The following is a 16,877-nucleotide window of genomic DNA, read 5'->3' as shown; positions in this document are numbered from 1 at the left end:
CCGCTGCGGTGCCTTTTCGCATCCGCAACTCTCGCACCCCAAGGAAGCCCGATGCTGATCCTGACCTGTCCCTATTGCGGTGTGAACGCCGAGGAAACCGAACTGCATCCCGGCGGAGAGGCGCACCTGGCCCGCATCGGCCCGAACGGCACCGACGAGGAGTTCGAAAGCTACCTGTTCGCGCGCAAGAACGCCAAGGGCGTGCATTTCGAACGCTGGCGCCATGCCTATGGCTGCGGAAAATGGTTCCTGGCCGCGCGCTGCACCGCCACGCTGCAGGTGTTCGGAACCTACAGGGCGCAGACGCCCCATCCCCCTGCCCAGATCGTGGAGGCGATCCGCAAGGTCCGCCCCGACTGGACACCCGACTGGACCCCCGCCGAAGGCATCGCCGAATGACCCACACGCCCCCCTTCCGACTGCCCGCCGGTGGCCGCCGCATCGACCGTGCCTGGCAGGTGCCGTTCCGCTTTGACGGCCGCCACCTGCGCGGGCTGACCGGCGACACCATCGCCTCGGCGCTTCTGGCCAACGGCCAGATGCTGATGGGCCGGTCCTTCAAGTATCACCGCCCGCGTGGTCCCCTGGCCTCGGGCGCCGAGGAGCCGAACGCGCTGCTGGGCCTGGGCCAGGGCGGCCGGTTCGAACCGAACCAGCGCGCCACCACCACGCCCCTGACCCACGGCATGGTCACGCGCAGCCAGAACTGCTGGCCCAGCCTGGATGCCGATGTGGGCGCGGTGAACAACTGGCTGTCGCCGGTCTTTCCGGCGGGCTTCTACTACAAGACGTTCATCCATCCGCGCCCCTTCTGGAAGCACCTGTTCGAACCGATCATCCGCCGCAGCGCGGGCTTGGGCCGGGCACCGACCGACCCCGATCCGGACCGCTATGAACAGGCCTACGGCTTTGCCGACACGGTCGTGGTCGGCGGCGGCATCGCAGGCCTGACCGCCGCACGCGATGCGGCCGAGGCGGGCGGCACCGTGCTGGTTCTGGAACAGGCCGCCCATTGGGGCGGGCGCACGCCCACCGACCACGACGGCGGACAGGCCGCCATCGATGCGCTGCTGGCCGACCTGCAAGGCCGCGACACCGTCACCCTGCGCCGCAACACCATGGCCACCGGCCTTTACGACCATGGCTATCTGATCGCGCGGGAATCGCTGGCCGATCATGACCCGAACCAGGGCATCCCCCGCCAGCGCCTGTGGCGCATCCGGGCGGGCCGGGTGATCGCCGCGACCGGCGCGCTGGAGCGTCCCTTGTCCTTCGCCTGCAACGACGTGCCGGGCGTGATGCTGGCCAGCGCCGTCCGCGATTTCATCACCGATTACGCCGTGGCGCCGGGGCGGCGCATCGTCGTGGTCACGAACAACGACGACGCTTATCGCACCGCCCTGACGGCCCATGCCGCGGGGCTGGAGGTGCCGGCCATCGTCGATGCCCGTCCCACCGCCGACGGGGCGCTGCCCCAGGCCGCGCGGGCCGCGGGCATCACCGTTCTGACCGGCATGGCCGTCGCCAAGGTCAAGGGGGGCAAGCATGTCGAGGGAGTGGTGCTGTGCGACCACCAGGGCGACGGCGCGCCGCGGCAGACCGTCGATTGCGACGTGGTGGCCATGTCGGGCGGCTGGTCGCCGGTCGTGCATCTCTATTCGCATTGCGGCGGCAAGCTGACCTGGGACGAGGCGCAATCGATGTTCCGCCCCGACCCCGACCGCCCGCCCCTGGGTGCGGACGGGCAGGGCAACGTGACCGTCGTGGGGGCCGCCAATGGTGATCTGCACTGCGCCGGCGATCTGGAAAGCCCTGCGGGTGTGACCATGCCTGTCTGGGTCATGCCCGCCCGCGCGCCCTACAAGCTGCGCGCCAAGATGTGGCTGGATTTCCAGAACGACGTGAAGGTCACCGATGTCGAACTGGCCGCCCAGGAGGGCTATGCCAGCGTCGAGCACACCAAGCGCTATACCACGCTTGGCATGGCGACCGACCAGGGTAAGCTGTCCAACATCAACGGCTTGGCGGTGCTGTCCAACGCGCTGAACCAGCCCATCCAGGCGACCGGCACCACCACGTTCCGTCCGCCCTACACGCCGCTGACCCTGGCCACTATCGCGGCCGAGGCGAAGGACGAGGCCTTCCAGCCGCTGCGCAAGACGCCGATCCACGCATGGCACGACCGCAACGGCGCCAGTTGGGAGCCGGTGGGCCACTGGCGCCGCCCCTATGCCTATCCCCGCGCGACCGAGGATCGCCACGCCGCCGTCAACCGCGAGATCCTGGCGGTGCGGGCGGGCGTCGGCACGCTGGACGCCTCGACCCTGGGCAAGATCATCGTCAAGGGGCCCGATGCGGGGCGGTTCCTGGACATGCTGTATACCAACATGATGTCCACCCTGCCGGTTGGCAAATGCCGCTATGGCCTGATGTGCAACGAGAACGGCTTCCTGATGGATGACGGCGTCGTGGCGCGCCTGTCCGACGACACCTGGCTGTGCCACACCACCACCGGCGGCGCGGACCGCATCCATGGGCACATGGAGGACTGGCTTCAATGCGAATGGTGGGACTGGAAGGTCTATACCGCCAACCTGACCGAACAGTTCGCCCAGATCGCCGTGGCCGGACCCAAGGCCCGCGCCCTGCTGGAACGCCTGCCGGGCAGCATCGATCTGTCGGCCGAGGCGCTGCCCTTCATGCAATGGGCCGAAGGCGACATCGCCGGCATCCCCGCCCGCATCTTCCGCATCAGCTTCTCGGGTGAGCTCAGCTATGAGATCGCGGTGCCCGCCAATCGCGGGCTGGAGCTGTGGGAGCGTCTGCACGAGGTCGGCCGCGATCTGGGCATTACCCCCTACGGGACCGAGGCCATGCACGTGATGCGCGCCGAAAAGGGCTTCATCATGATCGGGGACGAGACCGACGGCACCATCATCCCGCAGGATCTGGGGCTGGACTGGGCGATATCCAAAAAGAAGGCCGACTATATCGGCAAGCGCGCCCAACGCCGCAGCCACATGACCGACGGCACCCGCTGGAAGCTGGTGGGGCTGGAGAGCCTGTCCGGCAAGGTCATACCCGACGGCGCCTATGCGGTGGCGGACGGCACGAACGGCAACGGCCAGCGCAAGACCCAGGGGCGCGTCACCTCCAGCTATCACTCGCCGACGCTGGACAAGCCCATCGCGATGGGCCTGGTCCGCCACGGTCCGGCCCGCATGGGGCAGGTCCTGGATTTCCCGATGCCGGACGGTGCGGTGATGCAGGCCCGGATCGTCGATCCGGTCTTCTACGACAAGGAAGGAAGCCGTCAGAATGGCTGAAGCGCTGGCTACCATCACCCCCGTCGCGGGCCTGGGCATGATCACCATCCGGGCCGATCTGGACCGCGCGGGCGACGCCCTGGCCGAGGCCGCGGGCCTGGCGATCCCCGACGCGACCGGCACCGTGACCGACGGCAGCCGCACCCTGGCGTGGATGTCGCCGGACGAGCTGTTGCTGATCCTGCCCGCATCGGACCTTTCCGCCGCGCTGTCGGACCTGACGCAGGCGCTGACGGGTGAACACGGGCTGGTGGCCGACGTGTCGGATGCCCGTGCGGTCTTTGACGTGACGGGCCCCCATGCCGCGGACGTGATCGCGAAACTCGCCCCGGTCGATGCCGCGGCCCTGCCGTCGGGCGTCTTGCGCCGCACGCGCATGGCGCAGACCGCCGCAGCCTTCTGGCGGATGGACGGCGGGTTCCGCGTGATCGGCTTTCGGTCGACGGCGGACTACCTGTCGCTGATCCTGACCAATGCGGCCATGCCGGGCAGCCAGCTGGCGCCGCGCTGACCACCTTGGCGCAAGGGGGGATCGGAACCCCGGTCCACCCCTTGCGTTGGTCCCCCGAATGCGCGACCGTTCGCGCCGAGCCGAACCAACCCTTTCGAAAGGACCGCAAAATGGCCTTCACCCTTCCCGATCTTCCCTATTCGCACGATGCCCTGGAAGCCGGCGGCATGTCGCGCGAAACGCTGGAGTATCACCATGACAAGCACCACAACGCCTATGTCACCAAGCTGAACGAGCTGGTGGCCGGGACCGAGTGGGAAGGCAAGTCGCTGGAAGATATCGTCAAGGGCACCTACCAGAAGGGCGCCGTGGCGCAGAACGGCATCTTCAACAATGCCAGCCAGCATTGGAACCACGCCCAGTTCTGGGAGATGATGGGCCCGAACCCCGGCCCGATGCCCGCCAACCTGGAAGCCGCGATCAAGGACAGCTTCGGTTCGGTCGAGGAGTTCAAGAAGAAGTTCGCCGAGGCCGGCGTCGGCCAGTTCGGGTCGGGCTGGGTCTGGCTGGTCAAGAATGCCGACGGCAAGCTGGAGATCACCAAGACCGAGAACGGCGTGAACCCGCTGTGCACCGGTCAGACGGCGCTGCTGGGCTGCGACGTGTGGGAGCACAGCTACTACATCGACTTCCGCAACGCGCGGCCCAAGTACCTGGAGAACTTCCTGGACAAGCTGGTGAACTGGGAGAACGTCGCCTCGCGCATGTGAGGTCGGACGCATCGATCGAAAGGCCCGCCCCCTGTGGCGGGCCTTTTGCGTGGCGCCCGCGCCGGCATTGGCATTTCCGTCCATCGCGGTATAAGACCACGGGAACACAGGACAGATCGGCAGGGCGGGCATGGCCAACCAGAGCGACACCTTCATCGACGAAGTCACCGAAGAGCTGCGGCGCGACCGCCTGTACGGGGCGATGCGCCGTTACGGCTGGATCGTGGTCCTGGTGATCGTGGCGGTGGTCGGCTTCACCGCCTGGCGCGAATACAGCGCCGCCCAGGACCGCGCCGCGGCGCAGGCCTGGGGCGATGCGATCCTGGCGGCCGAGGCCGAGAACGACCCCGCCGCCGTTCTGGCCGTCGATCCGCGCGGCTCGGCCGGGCGGCAGGCGCTGACCGGGCTGCTGGCCGCGGGCGCGCAGACCGATCCCGATGCCCGCGCACAGGCGCTGCAGGGCGTGGCCGATGCCCAGCCCGACAGCGTGCTGGGAGAGCTGGCGCAGCTGAAGCTGGTGATGGCACAGGGCGCAGAGATGGATGCGGCCGAACGCGACGCCATCCTGACCCGCCTGTCGCGCGCCGGTGCACCGTTCGAGCTGCTGGCGTTGGAACAGAAGGCCGTGGCCCTGATCGGTGCCGGGCGCCCCGAGGATGCGATCACCCTGATCCGTCAGATCCAGGACAAGGACGGCCTGACCGAGGCCTTGCGTCGTCGCCTGTCCGAGATGATGATCGCCCTGGGCGAGACGCCCGAACCGACCGAATAACGGACTGAGAGACAGGGATGACCGCCATGCTGCGACTGACCTTGGCGATGGCCGCCGGACTGGGACTTGCCGGCTGCGGCGACCGCGAAATCATCCTGCCCGGAGAACGCCTGGACCCCCTGGCCGTCATCTCGGCCGACGGTCCCGCGGTCGAGGGTGCGGCGGGCATCACTGGCACCGCGCTGTCCCTGTCCGCCCCGGTCACCAACGGCGAATGGACCCATCGCGGCGGCAACGCCGCCCATGCGCCGGGCCATCTGGCCCTGGGCGCGGGCGGCACGGCCCTGTGGTCCGCATCCATCGGCCAGGGTGAAACCCGTCGTCACCGCATCACCGCCGACCCCGTCGTGGCGGCGGGCCGGGTCTTTACCCTGGACAGCCGAGCCCGCGTCACCGCGACCGCGCTGAACGGCGGGCGTGCCTGGTCCACCGACGTGACGCCCGCGCTGGAGAATGTCGACAGCGCCTCGGGCGGCGGTCTGGCCTATGAGGGCGGGCGCGTCTTCGTCACCACCGGTTTCGGCGAACTGGTCGCGCTGGACGCGGCCAGCGGCGCCGTGCTGTGGCGCCAGCGGGTCGAGGCCTCTATCGGCGGCGGCCCGGCCGTGCAGGACGGCGTGGTCTATGTCGCGGCCCGGAACGCCGTGGGCTGGGCCGTGCGCGCCAGCGACGGGCGCGTGCTGTGGCAGGCGGCGGGCACGCCGTCGGGGTCGGGCGTCATGGGCGTGTCGGTCCCGGCCGTACAGGGCGACACGGTGGTGTTCCCGTTCTCGTCGGGGCAGATCGTGGCGGTGGACCGTCAGTCGGGCCTGACCAACTGGACGTCGCAGATCGCGGGCACCCGTCCCGGACGCGCCATCGCGGTGGTCCGTGACGTGACCGGCGATCCTGTGATCGCGGGCGGGCGCGTCTATTCGGGCACCTCTTCCGGGCGCATCAGCGCGGTCGAGCTGTCGACCGGCCTGAACGACTGGACCGCGGACGAGGGCGCCAACAGCCCGGTCGTCGTCGCGGGCGGGTCGGTCTTTGCCGTGAACGATCAGGCCCAGCTGGTCCGGCTGGATGCGGCGACGGGCGGCGTCGTCTGGCGCCAGCCCCTGCCGTATTACACCACGCAGCGCGTGCGGCGTCAGGATGCGGTCCACGCGCATTACGGTCCCGTGCTGGCCGGGGGGCGGTTGCATATCGCCTCCAGCGATGGCATGTTGCGCAGCTTCGATCCCGCCTCCGGCGCGCTGGTCGGTCAGGTGGCGATCCCCGGTGGGGCGGCATCGGCCCCGGTGGTCGCCGGTCAAACCCTTTACGTCGTTGCGCGCAACGGCCAGTTGCATGCGTTCAGATGACATTCACCCTTGCGATCGTCGGGCGGCCCAATGTGGGCAAGTCCACCCTGTTCAACCGTCTGGTTGGCAAGAAACTTGCGCTGGTCGATGACCAGCCCGGCGTGACCCGCGACATCCGCGAGGGCGCGGGCCGCCTTGGCGACCTGCGCTTTGTCGTGATCGACAGTGCGGGCCTGGAGATGGCCGAGGATGACAGCCTTCAGGGGCGCATGCGCCGCCTGACCGAACGCGCCGTTGACGAGGCCGACATCTGCCTGTTCGTCGTCGATGCGCGCATCGGCATCACCGCGGCCGACGAGTATTTCGCCGAGATCCTGCGCCGCCGCGCCAAGCACGTCATCGTCGCCGCCAACAAGTCCGAGGGCCGTGCCGGAGAGGCGGGGGCCATGGAGGCTTATGCCCTTGGCCTGGGCGAGCCCCTGCGCATCTCGGCCGAGCATGGCGAGGGGATGGACGACCTTTACGGCGTGCTGATGCCCCTGGCCGACAGGATCGAGGCCGAGCGTCCCGCCCCTATCGAGGCCGTGACCGACCTGGACCTGTCCGAGGAGGACGCCGAATCGGGCGAGGGTTCCGAGGACTGGCGCCCGTCCGAGGCCCGCCCCCTGCAGATCGCCGTGATCGGCCGCCCCAATGCGGGCAAGTCGACGTTGATCAACAAGATCCTGGGACAGGACCGCCTGCTGACCGGGCCCGAGGCCGGGATCACCCGCGATTCGATCAGCGTGACCACAAACTTCATGGGCACGCCCATGCGCATCTTCGACACGGCCGGCATGCGCAAGCGCGCCCGCGTGACCGAGAAGCTGGAGAAGCTGTCGGTGGCCGACGGCCTGCGGGCCGTGCGCTTCGCCGAGGTCGTCGTCGTCCTGCTGGACGTCGAGATCCCCTTCGAGACCCAGGATCTGCGCATCGCCGATTTCGCCGAGACCGAGGGGCGCGCCGTCGTCATTGCCGTCAACAAGTGGGACACCGAGGACGACAAGTCCCACAAGCTGAACGAGATGCGCGCCAGTTTCGAAAAGCTGCTGCCGCAGCTGCGTGGCGCGCCGCTGATCACCGTGTCGGCCAAGACCGGCAAGGGGCTGGACCGCCTGCACAATGCCGTCATCAAGGCGCATGAGGTCTGGAACCGCCGCGTGCCGACCGCCCGCCTGAATCAGTGGCTGGGTGCGATGACCGAAAGCCATCCGCCCCCGGCCCCCGGTGGCCGCCGCATCCGCCTGCGCTACATGACGCAGGTCAAGACGCGTCCGCCCGCGTTCATCGTGAAATCGACCCATACCGACCAGATCCCCACCAGCTATCAGCGATATCTGATCAACGGGCTGCGGACCGATTTCGACATGCCCGGCACGCCGATCCGCCTGTTCTTCCGCGATCAGGGCGGCGAGAACCCCTACAAGGCCAAGGCTACCAAGATCGTGCAGTCTGGTGCGCTGTCCAAGCACAAGCATCGCCAGAAACCCAAGGGCAGCTGACCCGGGTCAGCTGGCCGCGCGGATCAGCACCGTGGCCATCGCGCTGATCCCGATGATCGCGGCCAGCGCGATCATCGGATCGCTGCCCATGGTCGAGATGGCCAGCCCACAGAATGCCCAGATCAGCGCCACGGAATAGCCTACGCTTGGGCCGATCCACATCTGCGCGGCCATGCCGAGGGCCGCGGCGGGCAGGATCGCCACGGCCGACACGATCTGCGCGGACAGGCCGAACTGCACGGCGGTCAGTTCCGCCAGCGCGGCCGAGGCCAGGGCGGTGGCCCATCCGGCCAGAAACCCGATCGCGGGGCGATGCCGACCCGCCGCGCGCCGGGCGCCCACCGTCGCGGCGACGGCCCCGGCCACGGAGGCCAGGGTCAGCACGCCCGGATTGTCGATCAGCAGTGGCCAGACCGATGCCAGGACCAGCGCCCCCAGCAGCATCGGCCACACGCGCGGTCGGCCCGCGCGGATCGGCTCGTCATCAGACGGGTCGATCCACTGTCCGACGGCATCCAGCATCACCATCATCCAGACGGCGATCAGCAGCATCCACATCAGCAGGTTGTCGGGGTTCAGGTACAGATGGGGAATGGCGATGCTGGTCGGCGCGACGGGCGGCAGCAGCGGCGCCGCCAGACGCGCCGCGTCCGTGATGATGCGCGCATCGGGCTGCATCGCGAAGATCACGCCGCAGATCACGAAGATCGCGGCGACCACCAGATGCAAGACTGAACCGATCCGTGTCATGCAGGCCAACGCGCGCCGGCCTGCGGCAGTTTCGCGCCGTCCGCAATCGGGGTGTCAGGCCAGCGATCCCTGGGCGGTCAGCGTGGTTGCGCCCTTCAGATAGGAGTGCAGGACCGCGGGCAGGCGGACCGATCCGTCGGCCTGCTGGCCGTTTTCCAGCACCGCGATCAGCGCGCGCCCGACGGCCAGGCCGGACCCGTTCAGGGTGTGCACGAATTCCGGCTTGCCCCCGCCTGCCGGGCGATAGCGCGCGTTCATCCGCCGTCCCTGATAGTCGCCGCAATAGCTGACGCTGCTGATCTCGCGATAGCGGTCCTGGCCCGGCAGCCAGACCTCCAGGTCGTGGGTGATGCGCGCGCCCGCGCCCATGTCGCCGGTGCACAGGATCATCGTGCGATAGGGCAGCTCCAGCGCCTCCAGCACGGCCTCGGCGCAGCGGGTCATGCGGTCATGTTCGGCCAGACCGGTATCGGCGTCGGTGATCGACACCATCTCGACCTTCTCGAACTGGTGCTGGCGCAGCATGCCGGTGGTGTCGCGGCCCGCGCTGCCTGCCTCGGATCGGAAGCACTGGCTGTGGGCGACCATGCGGCGGGGCAGGGCGGCCTGGTCCAGCAGGTCGCCGTTCACGGTGTTCGTCAGCGTCACCTCGGATGTGGGGATCAGCCAGTACCCTTCGCGGGTCAGATAGCTGTCCTCTCCGAACTTGGGCAGCTGGCCGGTGCCCAGCATCATCTGTTCCAGCACCAGGACCGGGGTCCAGGTCTCCTCCAGCCCGTGCTGGTCGACATGCAGGTCGACCATGAACTGCGCCAGCGCGCGATGGATGCGCGCGACCGCCCCCTTCAGCACGACGAAGCGGCTGCCGGACAGCTTGGCGCCGGTCTGGAAATCCATGCCCGGCACGACGCCGGCGATCTGGAAATGCTCGACCGGGGCAAAGTCCAGGGCCGCAGGCGTGCCCCACCGGCGCAGTTCGACATTGTCGTCCTCGTCCCGGCCCTCGGGGACACGGTCCAGCGGCAGGTTCGGAATGCCCAGCAGTAGGTCGCGCAGCTGCGCGTCCAGATCGGCGGCTTCGGCCTGCATGACCGATACAGTGGCTTTCGTAACCGCAATTCGTCTGCGCAGATTCTCAAATTCTATTTCATCGCCAGCGGCCTTGGCTGCGCCAACAGCTTTGCTGGCTTTATTTTGCTCGGCTTGAGCAGTTTCGGCCATGCTTATTTTGTCGCGGCGGGCCTCGTCCAGCGACAGGATCTGCGCGGTCAGGCCGGTCAGCCCGCGGCGGTTCAGCGCCGCCTCGAAGGCATCGGGATTGTCACGGATCGCACGGATGTCATGCATGGCGGCACCTTCGCAAATTGTCTGGGTGCCTGACTAGCGCATGCCGACCGCGACAGAAAGCCCGGCCCGCCGCCACCGCAGGAATATCACGCGCTTAGTGTCAGTCCCGCACCGCGCATCATCTCCTCCAGCACGGGATAGAAATAGCGCTGGCCGACATAACCCTCGATCCGGCCCGCCTCGGATCCGTCCGACAGCAGCAAGAAGGTGGGCGTGATCCAGGGTCGCCGTGCCAGTGCCAGCCCATCGGGATAGGGGCCATCCACGTCGACATGCAGGATCGGCGCGGCCCGCCCCGCGGCCGAGGTCGCATAGCCCGGCCCGATCTGCGCATGCCAGGCGCGGCAATGGTGGCAGGCGGGCGATTCGACCATCATCAGCCGCCAGCCCGACGGCGGCGCAGCCCGCACCCCCAGGGGCAGCATCACGGCCGCGGCGCCCATCAGGACGGTGCGGCGGGACAGGATGGGCATGACGGGACCTCCACGCGGGATGGCGCCAGATTACGCCCTGCCGGCCCATGGCACAAGGTCGACGGGGTTGCCCCCCGGCGGTGGCTGGTCCAGTGTCTCGCGCAAAGCGGGACAAGGCGGCGATGACGACGGACGATCTTCTGACACCCTTGCTGCGGGGCGATCGGCGGGCGCTGTCGCGCGCGATCACCTTGGTGGAATCGACCCGCCCCGACCACCGCGACCGCGCAGGCCGCCTGATCGCGGCGCTGCCCGACAGCACGGCCCTGCGGATCGGGCTGTCGGGCACGCCGGGGGTGGGCAAGTCGACCGTCATCGAGGCGTTCGGCACGATGCTGACCGAACAGGGGCTGCGCGTCGCGGTGCTGGCGGTCGATCCGTCCTCGACCCGGTCGGGCGGTTCGATCCTGGGGGACAAGACGCGGATGGAGCTTCTGTCGCGCAACCCGCGCGCCTATGTCCGGCCCAGCCCCTCCAGCGCCCATCTGGGCGGCGTCGCCCGCCGCACGCGCGAGGCGATCCGCCTGTGCGAGGCCGCGGGCCACGACGTCGTCCTGATCGAGACGGTTGGCGTCGGCCAATCCGAAACCCTGGTCGCACAGATGTCGGACCTGTTCATCCTGCTGCTGGCGCCTGCGGGCGGCGACGAATTGCAGGGGGTCAAGCGCGGCATCATGGAGATGGCCGACCTGATCCTGGTGAACAAGGCCGATGGCGACCTGCTGTCGCCCGCGCGCCGGACGGTGGCCGATTACGCGGGCGCGCTGCGCCTGCTGCGCAAGCGCCCGCAGGACCCCGACGGCTTTCCCAAGGCCATGCCGGTCAGCGCGACCACCGGCGCGGGCCTGCCCGAAGCCTGGTCCTGCATGCGCCATCTGGCCGACTGGCGCCGCGATGCCGGTCATTTCGACCGCATCCGGGCCGAACAGGCGCGCGACTGGTTCATGGCCGAACTGCAGGGCGGGCTGCTGGCGCAGCTGGACGCCCCGGACGCCCGCGCGCGCATCAGTGATCTGGGCGCCCGTGTCACCCAAGGCGCGCTGCCCCCGGTCGAGGCCGCGCGCCAGATGCTGGACTGGTTGCGGCAGCCGCGATGAAATGCCCGAAAACGCGCCGCGCCCTGTCCGCGAATCGGCTAGACCGGTCCGCACAGGAGGGGGCGATGCCGGACCATGACGATCTGTATGCCGCGCTGCTGGCGCGCGATCCGGGATATGAGGGGCGGGCGCTGGTCGGCGTCACCTCGACCGGGATCTTTTGCCGGCTGACCTGTCCGGCGCGCAAGCCGCGGCGCGACAACTGCCGCTGGTTCGCGGATGCCGCCGCCGCGCGGGCCGCGGGGTTCCGCCCCTGCCTGCGCTGCCGTCCCGAAGGGCAGGTGCCGCCGCTGGTCGCCACGTTGGGCGCGGCGCTGGCCGCCGACCCCGCCCGCCGCTGGTCCGAGGCGGAGCTGACCGCCCTGGGGCATGACCCCTCGACCGTGCGGCGGCTGTTCCGCCAGCATCTGGGCACCAGCTTTCTGCAGCTGGCGCGCGCGGCACGGCTGCGCGCGGGCCTGACCACATTGACGCAAGGAGGCAGGATGATCGACGCACAGCTGGACGCGGGATTCGATTCGGCATCGGGGTTCCGGCAGGCCTTTGCACGCCTGTTCGGGCATGCGCCGCACCAGATGCGGGGGGCCGCGGACCTGCGCGCGGACTGGATCGATACGCCCCTGGGCGGGATGATCGCCATCGCCGATGACGACGCCCTGCACCTGCTGGAATTCACCGACCGCAAGGCGCTGCCCCAGGGGCTGCGGCGGCTGTCGGTGATGGCGGGGGGGCGGATCGGGCTGGGCCGCACCGCGGTGACCGACCGGGCCGAGGCCGCCTTGGCCCGGTTCTTCGCGGGCAGCGACGGGCGGCTGGACCTGCCGGTGCGCCTGCGCGGCACGCCGTTCCAGACCCGCGTCTGGCAGGAACTGCAGGCGATTCCCGCGGGCCGAACGCGCAGCTATGCGCAGCTTGCCGCGGCCATCGGCCATCCGACCGCCGTCCGCGCGGTCGCGGCGGCCAATGGGGCGAACCGGCTGGCGCTGGTCGTGCCCTGTCACCGGGTAATCGGCACAGATGGCACCATGACCGGATATGCGGGCGGCCTGTGGCGCAAGGAGCGCCTGATCGCGCTGGAGCGCGGCTATGGAATCACCTGACAAGGCTTGACGACGCGCCCCTCATGCGGTAGCCACCCGCGAACGGAATTCCGGGCGCTGCCTCGCGGCGCCTTTTCACATTGGGACGGACCCCCCGCCCGCACAGCTGAGACGAAGGAACACACCATGTCGCGCGTCTGCGAACTGACCGGCAAAGGCCCGATGAGCGGTAACAATGTCAGCCATGCCAACAACAAGACCCGTCGCCGGTTCCTGCCGAACCTGAACGAGGTCACGCTGCTGTCCGAAAAGCTGGGCCGCGGCTACTCGCTGCGCATCTCGGCCGCGGCGCTGCGTTCGGTCGATCACCGCGGTGGCCTGGACGCCTTCCTGGCCAAAGCCAAGGACACCGAGCTGTCGGACCGCGCCCAGAAGATCAAGCGCGACCTGGTCAAGGCCGAATCGGCTGCCGCGACCGCCTGATCCGATGATCGTCGGATGATGCATGGCCCTGCCTTTCCGGCGGGGCTTTTGCATGTCCGGAACCCCGGCCCGTGCGGTGCGGCCTGTGCGCGCCCCGGCCCCATCCAAGGACCTTGCCGAATGAAACTGTCGATCCTGGCCGCCGTCGCGGTGCTGTCCCCGGTGGCCGCCCTTGCCCATGACGGCATGCACGCCAACGACGCCTATGCGCGCAGCACCAACCCCAAGGTGGGCGCGGTCTTCATGCAGCTGGAAAACCACCGTCAGGTCGCCTGCACCCTGCAGGGCGTGTCGTCCGACGCGGCCGAGCGGGTCGAGCTGCACACCCATGTCGAGGAAGGCGGCGTCATGAAGATGACCCGGATCGAGGACGGGATCGCCGTCGCCGCCGGTCAGACCCACGCCCTGAACCGCGGCGGCGACCACATCATGATGCTGGGCCTGGCCGAACCGCTGGCCGATGGCGACACGCTGACCCTGTCGATGGATTTCGGCGATTGCGGCACCGAGGAGGTGCAGGTCGTCGTCGACAACCAGCGCGAGGATGCCGCCCCCGCCGATCACCACCACGGCGACCATCAGGGCCACTGAGGCCCCTCAGGCCGCCCGTTCGACCAGCTGGGCGGCCACCGGACCCAGGTGCCGAACGATCAGCGCCACCCCCTGCGCCGACGGGTGAACCCCGTCCCGCAGCAGCAGGGGCGCCCGATCGGTCGCGGGCACCTGTGCCAGCGGCGCATACAGATCCTGCAGCAGCAGCGCGCTGTGGCGTTCGGCCAAACGCGGCCAGATCCCGCTCCAGGCGCGGCGCCAGTCGGGCTGGCCCGCCGGGGCGTGGATGCCGACCAGCAGCAGGGGCCGCCCGCCGCTGCCCGCGGTCTGCAGGATCGCGTCCAGGTTCGCCTCGGCATCTGCGGGCTGCCAGCGGCGCAACATGTCGTTGCCGCCCAGCTCGACCATGACGGCATCGGGGCGGTGGCGGCGCATCGACAGCTCGATCCGCACGCGGCCGCCATAGGTCGTGTCCCCCGACAGCCCCGCATCGATCAGGTCCGCCGGGCGCCCCGCATCGGCCAGCCAGGCCGACAGCTGCGGGACCAGCCCCTCGGTCGGGCCCAGGCCGAAACCGGCGGTCAGGCTGTCACCAAAGCACAGGATGCGCGGCAGCGCCTGTGCCTGGGCGGGGCGGACCAGTGTGGCGGCGGCGGCGGCGGTCAGCAGGTGGCGGCGGGTCAGGATCATGCGGCAGTCCTCAGGCGCAGGGCATTGGTCACCACGAAGACCGAGGACAGCGCCATCGCGCCGGCCCCCAGCATGGGCGACAGTTGCGGCCCACCAAAGGGCACCAGCGCGCCCATGGCAACCGGGATCAGCGCGGCATTGTAGGCGAATGCCCAGAACAGGTTCTGGCGGATGTTGCGCATTACGGCGCGCGACAGACGGATCGCGCGGGCGACGCCCTGCGGATCGCCCGCCATCAGCACCGCATCGGCGGCCTCGATGGCGATGTCGGTCCCGGTGCCGATGGCGATGCCCGTGTCGGCGGCGGCCAGCGCCGGCGCATCGTTGATGCCGTCGCCCACGAAGACGCTGCCCGGCCCCATCGCGCGGATCGCCGTCAGCTTGTCGTCGGGGGTCAGCCCGCCCTGCGCCCGGTCGATGCCAAGCCGCGCGCCCATGGCCTGCGCGGTGGCGGGCAGGTCGCCCGACAGCATCTGGGTCCGCAGGCCCATGTCGCGCAGGGCGGCGATGGCCGCGGCGGATTCGGGGCGTTCGGGATCAGCCAGCGCGAATGTCGCCACGTGGCGGCCGTCGGCGGCCAGATGCACCGGGGTCGCGCCATCGGCCGATGCGGCATCGGCATGGCGGATCAGGGCGGCGTCCGGCACGATGCCCGCCGCCTGCAGCGCGGCGGCGTTGCCGATCAGCAGCGACCGCCCCTCGACCGTGGCGGTCAGGCCGCGTCCGGGCAGGGCGGTCACCGATTGCGCCGGGGGCAGCGTCATGCCGCCTGCCTCGGCCAGGATCGCGCGGCCCAAGGGGTGTTCGGATCGGGCCTCGGCCGCGGCGGTCAGGCGCAGGGCCGCGTCGCGGTCGATGCCGTGGGTCCAGATCTGCGTCACGCGGGGGCGGCCTTGCGTCAGCGTCCCGGTCTTGTCAAAGGCCACCACCCGCGCGCCCGCCAGTTTCTGCAGGGCATCGCCCTGGCGGAACAGGATGCCAAGCCGCGCGCCGCGCCCGCTGCCCACCATGATCGACATCGGCACCGCCAGGCCCATCGCGCAGGGGCAGGCGATGATCAGCACCGACACCGCCGCCACGACCGCATGCGCAAGGTCGGGGCCAAAGGTCAGCCACAGCGCGAAGGCCAGCACCGCCATGCCCATCACCACCGGAACGAAGATCCGCGTGACCCGGTCGACCAGCGCCTGCACCGGCAGGCGGGCGGCCTGCGCCTCTTCGACCAGGGCCACGATCCGCGACAGCACGGTGTCCGGCCCCGTGGCCGTGACGCGATAGGTCAGGGCGGCCGCGCCGTTGACGGTGCCGCCGGTCACCGTGTCGCCGGGCGCGCGCAGCACCGGGACGGGTTCACCCGTCAGCATGGATTCGTCGACATGGCCCGCGCCTTCGGTCAGCACGCCATCCAGCGCGATGCGTTCGCCGGGCGCCAGCTGCACCAGATCGCCCGGCTGCAGGTCGGCCACCGCGACACGCACCGGATGCCCGTCCCGCAGCGCCGTCGCGTGATCGGGCGTCAGGGCCAGCAGCGCGCGGATCGCGGCGCCGGCCTGGCCCTTGGCGCGCGCCTCCAGCCAGCGGCCGGTCAGGATCAGGGTGACGATCACCGCCGCGGCCTCGAACCACACCTGGCGCGAGGCGGCGGGGACCAGGCCGGGGGCCAGGGTCACGACGGCGGAAAAGGCAAAGGCCGTGCCCGCGCCAAGCGCCACCAGGCTGTTCATCTCGGGGGCGCCGCGGCGCAGGGCGGCAATCCCCGTGCCGAAGAACCGCCGCCCCGGTCCGGCCAGCACCGCCAGCGTCAGGATCATCTGCACGACCCACAACGCGCGCATGGGAACCAGCGCATGCAGCCAGTGGTGGAAGGCCGGGACCAGATGGCCACCCATCTCGACCACCGCGACGGGCAGGGTCAGGGCGGCGGCGGTCAGGGCCGCGCGGCGCAGGGCCGGGGCCTCGTCCGGGGGTGGTGGCGCGCGGTCGGCGATGACCGTCGCAGGATAGCCCAGATCCGTCACGATTTGCGCCAAGGCCTGCGGGGTCAGGGCGGGATGGTGGGTCACCTGCGCGCGGTGCGTGGCCAGGTTCACCTGCGCATCCGCCACATCGGGGCGGGCCGACAGCACGCGGCCCACGCGTCCCGAACAGGCCGCGCAGCTCATGCCCCGGATGGCCAGGCGGGTGACGGGCAGACCATCTGCGGGGATCGGGGCTGCGGCTTGGGTCATGGGTGACAGATGTGGCGCGGGGGACGCGCGGTCAAGGCCGCGAGGCGGCCGAACGCCCTCGTGAGTTGCGGGCC

16 protein-coding genes are annotated in these 16,877 nt (G+C 70.0%); 11 read left to right on the top strand and 5 right to left on the bottom strand.

Going from position 1 to position 16,877, the window contains the following annotated elements:
* The first annotated feature begins 51 nt into the window (after nucleotides 1–51).
* From PRL19_RS02490 to der, 7 genes are all read left to right on the top strand, one after another.
* Nucleotides 52–399 (top strand): sarcosine oxidase subunit delta, encoded by a 348-nt coding sequence (locus PRL19_RS02490; RefSeq protein ID WP_046001297.1) that lies wholly within the window; start codon nucleotides 52–54, stop codon nucleotides 397–399.
* A complete protein-coding gene (locus PRL19_RS02485) occupies nucleotides 396–3,326 on the top strand; it encodes a sarcosine oxidase subunit alpha family protein (RefSeq protein ID WP_273743765.1) in 2,931 nt (976 codons plus the stop codon). Before PRL19_RS02490 ends, PRL19_RS02485 begins: the two co-directional genes overlap by 4 nt.
* A complete protein-coding gene (locus PRL19_RS02480; protein WP_273743764.1) occupies nucleotides 3,319–3,837 on the top strand; it encodes a sarcosine oxidase subunit gamma in 519 nt (172 codons plus the stop codon). The genes PRL19_RS02485 and PRL19_RS02480 overlap by 8 nt, the downstream gene beginning before the upstream one ends.
* Before the next feature lie 110 nt (nucleotides 3,838–3,947).
* Nucleotides 3,948–4,547 carry a superoxide dismutase gene (locus tag PRL19_RS02475; RefSeq protein ID WP_045983614.1) on the top strand — a complete coding sequence of 200 codons (600 nt, stop codon included), beginning with the start codon at nucleotides 3,948–3,950 and terminating at the stop codon, nucleotides 4,545–4,547.
* Between the two features lie 130 nt (nucleotides 4,548–4,677).
* Entirely contained in the window at nucleotides 4,678–5,319 is a 642-nt protein-coding gene (locus PRL19_RS02470) for a tetratricopeptide repeat protein (RefSeq protein WP_273743763.1), read from the top strand.
* 26 nt (nucleotides 5,320–5,345) lie between these two features.
* Nucleotides 5,346–6,662: an outer membrane protein assembly factor BamB family protein gene (locus PRL19_RS02465; RefSeq protein WP_045983618.1), complete on the top strand. Its 1,317-nt coding sequence runs from the start codon at nucleotides 5,346–5,348 to the stop codon at nucleotides 6,660–6,662.
* Nucleotides 6,659–8,143, top strand: a complete 1,485-nt coding sequence (der, locus tag PRL19_RS02460) for a ribosome biogenesis GTPase Der (RefSeq protein ID WP_046001301.1) — start codon at nucleotides 6,659–6,661, stop codon at nucleotides 8,141–8,143. Before PRL19_RS02465 ends, der begins: the two co-directional genes overlap by 4 nt.
* 6 nt (nucleotides 8,144–8,149) lie before the next feature.
* Here the strand turns inward: der and PRL19_RS02455 are convergent, their stop codons facing one another.
* From PRL19_RS02455 to PRL19_RS02445, 3 genes are all read right to left on the bottom strand, one after another.
* Entirely contained in the window at nucleotides 8,150–8,893 is a 744-nt protein-coding gene (locus PRL19_RS02455; protein ID WP_127899170.1) for a hypothetical protein, read from the bottom strand.
* 54 nt (nucleotides 8,894–8,947) lie between these two features.
* The gene (gene serS / locus PRL19_RS02450) at nucleotides 8,948–10,240 is read right to left on the bottom strand and encodes a serine--tRNA ligase (protein ID WP_273743762.1); all 1,293 of its coding nucleotides are present in this window, start codon (nucleotides 10,238–10,240) and stop codon (nucleotides 8,948–8,950) included.
* Between the two features lie 86 nt (nucleotides 10,241–10,326).
* Nucleotides 10,327–10,713: a SoxS protein gene (locus PRL19_RS02445; RefSeq protein WP_273743761.1), complete on the bottom strand. Its 387-nt coding sequence runs from the start codon at nucleotides 10,711–10,713 to the stop codon at nucleotides 10,327–10,329.
* Between the two features lie 122 nt (nucleotides 10,714–10,835).
* Between PRL19_RS02445 and meaB the strand changes: the two genes are divergently transcribed.
* The 4 genes from meaB to PRL19_RS02425 all read left to right on the top strand — a co-directional run bounded on the left by meaB (nucleotide 10,836) and on the right by PRL19_RS02425 (nucleotide 13,924).
* Nucleotides 10,836–11,810 (top strand): methylmalonyl Co-A mutase-associated GTPase MeaB, encoded by a 975-nt coding sequence (meaB, locus tag PRL19_RS02440; protein ID WP_273743760.1) that lies wholly within the window; start codon nucleotides 10,836–10,838, stop codon nucleotides 11,808–11,810.
* 65 nt (nucleotides 11,811–11,875) lie between these two features.
* Complete coding sequence (locus PRL19_RS02435) at nucleotides 11,876–12,910, top strand: bifunctional transcriptional activator/DNA repair enzyme AdaA (RefSeq protein ID WP_273743759.1); 1,035 nt, start codon at nucleotides 11,876–11,878, stop codon at nucleotides 12,908–12,910.
* A gap of 126 nt (nucleotides 12,911–13,036) precedes the next feature.
* Nucleotides 13,037–13,333, top strand: coding sequence for a 50S ribosomal protein L28 (gene rpmB, locus PRL19_RS02430; protein WP_046001306.1), 297 nt, complete (start codon nucleotides 13,037–13,039; stop codon nucleotides 13,331–13,333).
* 120 nt (nucleotides 13,334–13,453) lie between these two features.
* Nucleotides 13,454–13,924, top strand: coding sequence for a copper chaperone PCu(A)C (locus PRL19_RS02425; RefSeq protein ID WP_273743758.1), 471 nt, complete (start codon nucleotides 13,454–13,456; stop codon nucleotides 13,922–13,924).
* A gap of 6 nt (nucleotides 13,925–13,930) precedes the next feature.
* Here PRL19_RS02425 and PRL19_RS02420 read toward each other — a convergent pair whose 3' ends face one another.
* Entirely contained in the window at nucleotides 13,931–14,575 is a 645-nt protein-coding gene (locus PRL19_RS02420) for an arylesterase (RefSeq protein WP_273743757.1), read from the bottom strand.
* Entirely contained in the window at nucleotides 14,572–16,803 is a 2,232-nt protein-coding gene (locus PRL19_RS02415) for a heavy metal translocating P-type ATPase (protein WP_273743756.1), read from the bottom strand. The genes PRL19_RS02420 and PRL19_RS02415 overlap by 4 nt, the downstream gene beginning before the upstream one ends.
* Nucleotides 16,804–16,877: the final 74 nt, after the last annotated feature.

This window comes from Paracoccus marcusii (assembly GCF_028621715.1).
In the GTDB taxonomy this organism is placed as follows: domain Bacteria; phylum Pseudomonadota; class Alphaproteobacteria; order Rhodobacterales; family Rhodobacteraceae; genus Paracoccus; species Paracoccus marcusii.
This window is presented reverse-complemented; position numbering and strand designations above follow the sequence as displayed.

Excerpts from the sequence above, each read along its gene's own strand:
- PRL19_RS02485 (WP_273743765.1), top strand. The coding sequence starts at position 396 with ATGACCCACACGCCCCCCTTCCGACTGCCCGCCGGTGGCCGCCGCATC.
- PRL19_RS02475 (WP_045983614.1), top strand. The coding sequence starts at position 3,948 with ATGGCCTTCACCCTTCCCGATCTTCCCTATTCGCACGATGCCCTGGAA.
- PRL19_RS02445 (WP_273743761.1), bottom strand. The coding sequence starts at position 10,713 with ATGCCCATCCTGTCCCGCCGCACCGTCCTGATGGGCGCCGCGGCCGTG.
- PRL19_RS02465 (WP_045983618.1), top strand. The coding sequence starts at position 5,346 with ATGCTGCGACTGACCTTGGCGATGGCCGCCGGACTGGGACTTGCCGGC.
- PRL19_RS02425 (WP_273743758.1), top strand. The coding sequence starts at position 13,454 with ATGAAACTGTCGATCCTGGCCGCCGTCGCGGTGCTGTCCCCGGTGGCC.
- PRL19_RS02480 (WP_273743764.1), top strand. The coding sequence starts at position 3,319 with ATGGCTGAAGCGCTGGCTACCATCACCCCCGTCGCGGGCCTGGGCATG.
- serS (WP_273743762.1), bottom strand. The coding sequence starts at position 10,240 with ATGCATGACATCCGTGCGATCCGTGACAATCCCGATGCCTTCGAGGCG.
- PRL19_RS02490 (WP_046001297.1), top strand. The coding sequence starts at position 52 with ATGCTGATCCTGACCTGTCCCTATTGCGGTGTGAACGCCGAGGAAACC.
- der (WP_046001301.1), top strand. The coding sequence starts at position 6,659 with ATGACATTCACCCTTGCGATCGTCGGGCGGCCCAATGTGGGCAAGTCC.
- rpmB (WP_046001306.1), top strand. The coding sequence starts at position 13,037 with ATGTCGCGCGTCTGCGAACTGACCGGCAAAGGCCCGATGAGCGGTAAC.
- meaB (WP_273743760.1), top strand. The coding sequence starts at position 10,836 with ATGACGACGGACGATCTTCTGACACCCTTGCTGCGGGGCGATCGGCGG.
- PRL19_RS02470 (WP_273743763.1), top strand. The coding sequence starts at position 4,678 with ATGGCCAACCAGAGCGACACCTTCATCGACGAAGTCACCGAAGAGCTG.
- PRL19_RS02435 (WP_273743759.1), top strand. The coding sequence starts at position 11,876 with ATGCCGGACCATGACGATCTGTATGCCGCGCTGCTGGCGCGCGATCCG.
- PRL19_RS02420 (WP_273743757.1), bottom strand. The coding sequence starts at position 14,575 with ATGATCCTGACCCGCCGCCACCTGCTGACCGCCGCCGCCGCCGCCACA.
- PRL19_RS02455 (WP_127899170.1), bottom strand. The coding sequence starts at position 8,893 with ATGACACGGATCGGTTCAGTCTTGCATCTGGTGGTCGCCGCGATCTTC.
- PRL19_RS02415 (WP_273743756.1), bottom strand. The coding sequence starts at position 16,803 with ATGACCCAAGCCGCAGCCCCGATCCCCGCAGATGGTCTGCCCGTCACC.